Genomic DNA, 6268 nt, shown 5'->3' on the forward strand with positions numbered 1-6268 from the left:
CCAATTTTTCATTGCGGCCCGCAAAGCCCGACAGGCTCCTAGTCGTCTCTGATCCTGGCACCCGGGGCCGGCCGCAGCGTTATTTCTTGACAAGTTGAAGCAATAAAGAGATAGGTCGATTCGACCTATCTCTTTATTGCTTTTTTCGTGGAAAACATGGGAATGAACATGATTTGGAAATCGTTCCGGCAACTGTTGCGCTGGGCAGCAAGGCTGCTTAAATATTCGCTTTGGCTGCTGGCCGCGCTGGCGCTGGCCGGCGGGGGGCTCGCGGCCTGGGTCTTCTGGGACCTGCCCGACATCGCCCCGCTCAAAGACCGCCGCACCTCGCTGAGCATCGAGGTTCCCGACTGGCAGGGAGTGCGGCACCCGTTCCTGGTGGGACCGAAAAATCCGCACTGGACGCCGCTGGAGTCTTTGTCTGACGAGCTGAAATGGGCGGTGATTGTCGCCGAAGATGCCAACTTCTACGAGCACGGCGGCATCGATGTGCCGGCGCTGAAGGAGGCGCTCAAATACGATCTGAAGCGCAAGCGCCTGGAGCGCGGCGCCTCGACCATCACCCAGCAGCTGGCCAAGAACCTGTTTTTGTCCCGGGATAAATCGGTCCTGCGCAAGCTGCGGGAACTGGTGATCGCGCGGCGCGTGGAACGCGAGCTGACCAAGGGGCGGATCCTGGAGCTCTACCTGAACGTGGTTGAGCTCGGCCCGCTGGTCTACGGTGCCGGTCACGGGGCCCGCTACCATTTCGGCAAGCCGGTTGCTGCCCTGACTCCGGCGGAATCGGCGTTTCTCGCGGCCATCCTGCCCGGCCCGCGCATCGCCTTCAACCCGCAGACCAAGGCCGTCAAGGTGCGCCAGCGGGCGGCGCGACTGCTCAAGCTGCTCGGCCTCCGTTCGATCCTTTCCGAGACCGAGATCGCCGACGCCCTGGTCGAATTGAATCAGCTCGGCGGACGATGATCGCCCGCTCCCGCCGGGGGCGCGACCTTTCGAATGATTGGTGCCGGCGGCCGGCCCCGGACGCTTCAGTCTGGGCCGATTCGGGCCGCGCTCAACGGCGGCTCTTCCCTTTGCCCTTCGGCGGTTTGCCGGCCGGCTGAAACTCCGGTTCGTAGCCAACGATGAAGTGGCTGCTGTTAGCGTTGCGCAGGCTCAGGAAGTGGGCATTGTTTTTATCAAAAGGGCAAACCGGCACCTGGCAGGGTGCAAAGCCGAACTTTTTATAAAAGCCGGGTTCGCCCAAAACGAACAGGGTCTGGCTCTTGATCTCCTCCTGCCTTAAGGCAAAGTTGAGCAGTTCAGAGCCCACCCCCTGCATTTGAAATTCAGGGGTCACCGCCATCGGCGCCAGGTGCAAGCCGCAAAGGTCGCTGCCGTGGTAGGCGTTGGAAAAGGCGATGTAGGCGATGGCCTTGTTGGTATGAATGCAGACCCATTCATGCAGGGGTGTGCCATTTTCGTGAAATTTCTGCACCAGCCCGGCTTCGTAGTCACTGCCGGGAAAGGCGCGGCGCAAGAGCGCGTAGACCTTGGCCTGGTGGTCTTTCGTGACTTTCTGTATTTTCATAGAGTTATCCTAACACAGCCGCAGTTGACCGTCCTCCTCGCTAGCGAATTCTGAATCCTCCCTGACCGGAACCGGGGCCTGCTTGAGCGGTGCTGCCGGCAAGGGTTGTTCCTGCTCGTTCGGTTCGGTTTCTTCGGGCCGAGCTGCCGCTTCGGCGGCCCGAATCCCCTCCTCCGCGGCCCGCTTGGCCAGCTTGTCGCAGCGCTCGTTGAAAGGGTGCCCGGCGTGGCCGCGCACCCATTGCCAGCTGATCTCATGACGGCTCGCGAGGGCCGCCAGCTGCTTCCAGAGGTCCTGGTTGGCGAGCGCATCCGGGGTGTCGAGCCGGTCGCTGCGGATCCAGCCGTGAATCCACTCGCTCATCCCCCGGACCAGGTACTGTGAATCGCTGAAGACGCGCACCTTCCGCGGGTTATTCAGGGCCTCGAGGCCCCTGATCGCCGCCAGCAGTTCCATCCGCTGCGAGGTGGCGACCGGTTCAAAACCGCTCAACTCCTTCTCCAGGTCCCCGTAGCGCAGGACGACACCATACCCCCCGGGCCCCGAGGCGTTTCCCGAGCCATCGCTGTAGAGTTCGACCACCCCCGGCGCCGGCGGGGTGAACGCGATCTCCAGGGCCTCGAATTCCAGCTCCCGCAGCAGCGGCACCAGGGCCGAAAGGTTCGGCGCCTGTCGCTGCAGGTCGGCCAGGGAAAGTTCCAGGGCAACGTCGTAGCGGACGGTTGCCAGTCTCTTCGAGAGCCGGGCCTGGTCTTCATGGGCCTGCAGATTTTCCTTGCGCTTCTTCCCGCTGACCAGGCTTTTCCACTCGAGGACGCCTTCGAGGGAGCCGAACCGCTGGACCAGCTCGGCGGCTGTTTTCTCGCCGATTCCGGGAACTCCGGGGATGTTGTCCGAGGTGTCGCCGGCCAGCCCCAGAACATCCGGCACCAGCTCCGGCGTGACGCCGAAGCGCTCAATGACCTCTTGCACCCCCGAGCGTTTCTCCTTCATGGTGTCGAGCAGGCAGATGCCGTCGCCGACAATCTGCATCAGGTCCTTGTCGCCGGTGACGACCGTGATCTCGATCCCCTCGGCGGCATAGCGGCGGGCCAGGGTGGCAATCACATCGTCGGCCTCAAACCCGTCCGCTTCCAGGGCGGGGATGTTGAGGGCCCGCAGAATGTTCTTGATGTACGGCAGCTGGGGCAGCAGATCTTCGGGCATGGCGTCCCGGTTGGCTTTGTATTCGGGATAGATTTCCCGGCGGAAGGTTTCTTCTCTTGGGCGGTCGAAGACGACGGCGAGATAATCGGGGCGGTTCTCCCGCAGCAGCTCGAGAAGCATTCGGGTAAAACCAAAAACGGCATTGGTCGGCAGCCCGCCGGCGGTGGCCAGGTCGCGGATGCCGTAATAGGCGCGGTAGATGTAACTGGACCCGTCCAGCAGGTACAGTCGAGGTGATACGTTCACAGGTTCTCCAGAGGTGAGGTCAAGGTGTTTCCGCTCTTCTCAGCGCTCCTGGCCGAAAAGTCGGTCGAAGGCTTTTTCCTGTTCGGGGGTGCCGATGAGGATCAGGCCGCTAGCCGCTTCAAGCCGGGTTTCCGGTTCGGGGGAGACCTGCGTTTCGGCGTCTTCCGGCGGTTCGATGGCGACTATGGAGCAGCCGGTCTGCGGGCGCAGGCGCGATTCGGTGATGGTCTTGCCGGCCAGTGACGCGGGCAGCTGGCGGCGGAAGACGGCGATCCCCTCGGTGAGAAAGGCCGATTCCTTGTGTTCGAGCAGGTTCATCAGGATGCTCGCCCCGACCGAGGCGTTGGAGACCACGAAGTCGGCCCCGGCGGCGTAGAGCTGGTTGACGTTTTCATCCGAGTTGGCCCGGGCGACGATGCGGATATGCGGGTGCAGGTGACGGCTGGTCAGGGTGAGAAAGATGTTGGTGCTGTCATCGTTGGTGGTGACGATCAGCCCGCTGGCCCGGTCGATGCCGGCCTTGTGGAGGATCTGCCGGCCGGTGGCGTCGCCGTAGACCGGCACGTGCTGGTCGCAGGCCGGGCTTTCCTCGCGGTCGACCAGGATGAAGGGGATCGGCTTGCGGTCGAGAAAACTGGCGGCGGCGCAGCCGATGCGGCCGTGGCCGAGAATGAAGATCAGCTCGTCTTCCGTGACCTCGCCGGTCAGCTGTTCGAGCGTGGCCAGCTGGTCACGGGTGCCGGCCAGCACCAGCAGGGTGCGCTCGCCGAGAACCGAGTCGCGGTCGGGCGTGGTGAATTCGCCCCGCTCCCAGAGGCCGATGACCGCCAGGCCGGTCTGTTGACGGATCTGGGCTTCGAGCAGGGTCTTGCCGACGTAGGGGGTGCCATGGATGGGGATTTCGGCGATCTGCAGGCTGCCGAAGGAGTCGAGCACGTGGGCCAGGGCCCCGCGGGTGGTGGCCCGGGTGCCGAGGTAGCGGCCGAGAATTTTCTTCAGCGGGATGACCTGGGTGGCGCCGGCCAGGCGCAGCAGGTCGACGTGTTCCGGCTCGTTGATCATGGCCGCGATGGGGGTCTGGCAGAGGGAGCGGATGGTCAGGCAGAGGTTGGTGTTTTCCGGGTCGCTCAGGTTGGCGATCACGTAGCGGGCCGCGGCCACCCGCAGGCCGGTCAGAACCTGGGCATCCGACGATGAACCGTAGACGACCTTGAAGCCTTCCTGCTCTTCCAGATGCAGGGCCTGCTCGTAGTCGGCGGAGACCACCACGAAGAGGAGTTTGCGCGACTGCAGCTTGCGGATCAGGGCCCGGGTGATCGGGTCGACGCCGAAGATCAGGATGTGGCCGGCGGTCTGCGCCGGCAGCTCGTAGGTGGGGCGGTAGCGCAGGCGCTGCTCGATCCAGGGGGCGAGAAAGAGACTGATCAGGCCGAAGGGGAGGATGATCAGCAGAAAGACGACGCCCGAGACGGTCACCACCGCGGCGAAGATGTAGCCGGGATCGGTGTGGAAGGTGATGTCGCCGAAGCCGAGGGTGGTCATGACGGTGATGGTCCAGTAGGCCCCGGCGATAAAGGAGAATTCACGCCCCTCGAGATGCCACATGAGGGAGCGGAAGATGGTAGCGTAGACCAGGATCATCGCCAGCAGGAAGAGGCAGTAGAGCAGCAGCACCTTCAGGTTCTTGCGGGCTCGCCCGCGCAGAAAATAGGCGAGCTCGGAGGCGATCGATTTCATGAAATATCCTCGTTGACCGGGTAGATGCGCACCCGGGTATCGTAGTAGCTGGCGCCGTTGCCGACCTTGCTGACCGCATCGCAGGTCAGCTGGTTGACGCTGCTCCCCGAAGCGAGCCATTTGCCGCGGGGGAAGACCAGGGTATCACGCCGTTCGGCCGCTGCCAACCGCACCCGGCCGGCGACCCGCCCGCGTTCGTTTTCGACCCAGGCCAGATCCCCCCCGGCGAGGCCGGCCGCTTTCGCGGTTTCCGGATGCAGGCGCAGCTCCGCCGGCTGCTGCTGGGCGGCCGGGGTCGTCTCCGAACAGAGCCACTGCGGGGGGGCGGTGGAGAGCAGGTGCAGGGGATGGGTGCTGTCCGGCATGGCGGCCGGCGCATCGAATGTCTGCAGAAAGCGGAATTTGCCCGAAGGGGTGGGGAAGCGGCGGTCGCGGTAGGGGACGGCGGGAACATCGGGGAGCCGCTGCGGACCCCGGCGCAATGCCTCCAGGTCGAGCCCCTGGGCCAGCACCGGCGCCAGCAGGCGCTGCTGCCACTGGTCGCGGGTGCGGCGGAATTCGTCGGCGAAATCGAAGCGCTGGGCCAGGGCGCAGAAGATGTCGAAATCGCTGCGGCAGTCGCCGGGGGGGGCGACGGCCCGGTTGACCGGGCCGACGTAGCTGTGGCCGTAGCTGCCGACGAAGTCGTCTTCCTCTAAAAAGGTGGTGGTCGGCAGAATGAGGTCGGCCGTGCGGGCGGTGTCGTCGAGAAAGAGGCCGGCCACCACCACGAACGGGGTCTGCCCAAAAGCCTGCCTTACCAGGGCGGTGTTGGGAGCCATGGCCACCGGGTTGCCGGCGGTGACGAAGATCATCTCGATCTTCGGGTCTCTGGCGGCGAGGAGGTCGGCGCCGAGGCGGGGCATCAGCAGCCGGCGCCGACCGGGATGCCAGTGGTCGCCGGCAAGAGCCATGTCGAAGGGGGCGTATTCGTCAAACCCCTGGCTGACGCCGCCGCCGGAGACGCCGATGCAGCCGGCGATCGCTCCCAAAGCGTCGATGCTCCGCAGCGCCAGGTGGGCGTACTCGTAGCGGTGCATTCCCCAGCCGAGGGTGATGGCGGCCGGCCGGTTCTCGGTGAGCAGGTCGGCCAGCGCCGCGACCTGCTGTTGCGGCACGTCGCAGCGCCGGCACAGTTCGTCCAGCGAAAAGCCGTCGAGGATCTGCTGGTAGCCGGTGAACCCCTCGCTGCAATCGGCGATAAAGTCGCGATCCTCTTTGCCCTGCCGCAAAATCAGCTTGGCCGCGGCCATGGCCAGCCAGGCATCGCTCCCCGGTTTCGGTTGGATATGCAGGTCGGCCAGGGGGCGACTCTCGCTGGCCACCGGATCGATCAGCACGACGGTATCGCCGCGGCGGCGCAGGTCGGCGGCGATGCGGGCCAGGGTCGGCCCCGTGACCACCGGGTTGCGCCCCCACAGGAGCAGGCTGCGGCTGTTGAGGTAGTCGAGGGGGTCGTGGGAGATGCGG

The 6268-nt window shown here is 64.9% G+C and carries 5 protein-coding genes; 1 reads left to right on the forward strand and 4 read right to left on the reverse strand.

Annotation, left to right across the window (positions count from 1 at the left end; translation table 11 throughout):
- Positions 1 to 168 precede the first annotated feature (168 nt).
- The gene (locus ABYV89_RS13350; RefSeq protein WP_432823442.1) at positions 169 to 963 is read left to right on the forward strand and encodes a transglycosylase domain-containing protein; all 795 of its coding nucleotides are present in this window, start codon (positions 169 to 171) and stop codon (positions 961 to 963) included.
- Between the two features lie 91 nt (positions 964 to 1054).
- Here the strand turns inward: ABYV89_RS13350 and ABYV89_RS13355 are convergent, their stop codons facing one another.
- The 4 genes from ABYV89_RS13355 to ABYV89_RS13370 form a co-directional block, all read right to left on the reverse strand.
- Positions 1055 to 1570 carry a GNAT family N-acetyltransferase gene (locus ABYV89_RS13355; protein WP_432823443.1) on the reverse strand — a complete coding sequence of 172 codons (516 nt, stop codon included), beginning with the start codon at positions 1568 to 1570 and terminating at the stop codon, positions 1055 to 1057.
- 9 nt (positions 1571 to 1579) lie between these two features.
- Positions 1580 to 3022, reverse strand: coding sequence for a ribonuclease HI (gene rnhA, locus ABYV89_RS13360; protein ID WP_432823444.1), 1443 nt, complete (start codon positions 3020 to 3022; stop codon positions 1580 to 1582).
- 39 nt (positions 3023 to 3061) lie between these two features.
- Entirely contained in the window at positions 3062 to 4759 is a 1698-nt protein-coding gene (locus tag ABYV89_RS13365) for a potassium channel family protein (protein ID WP_432823445.1), read from the reverse strand.
- On the reverse strand, positions 4756 to 6268 hold a 1513-nt coding region (locus ABYV89_RS13370; protein ID WP_432823446.1), incomplete at its 5' end, for a molybdopterin-containing oxidoreductase family protein. The genes ABYV89_RS13365 and ABYV89_RS13370, both read right to left, overlap by 4 nt.

Source organism: Trichloromonas sp. (assembly GCF_041583255.1).
In the GTDB taxonomy this organism is placed as follows: Bacteria; Desulfobacterota; Desulfuromonadia; order Desulfuromonadales; family Trichloromonadaceae; genus Trichloromonas.

Coding starts and splice junctions, on each gene's coding strand:
- ABYV89_RS13350 (WP_432823442.1), top strand. CDS start 169: ATGATTTGGAAATCGTTCCGGCAACTGTTGCGCTGGGCAGCAAGGCTG.
- ABYV89_RS13355 (WP_432823443.1), bottom strand. CDS start 1,570: ATGAAAATACAGAAAGTCACGAAAGACCACCAGGCCAAGGTCTACGCG.
- ABYV89_RS13365 (WP_432823445.1), bottom strand. CDS start 4,759: ATGAAATCGATCGCCTCCGAGCTCGCCTATTTTCTGCGCGGGCGAGCC.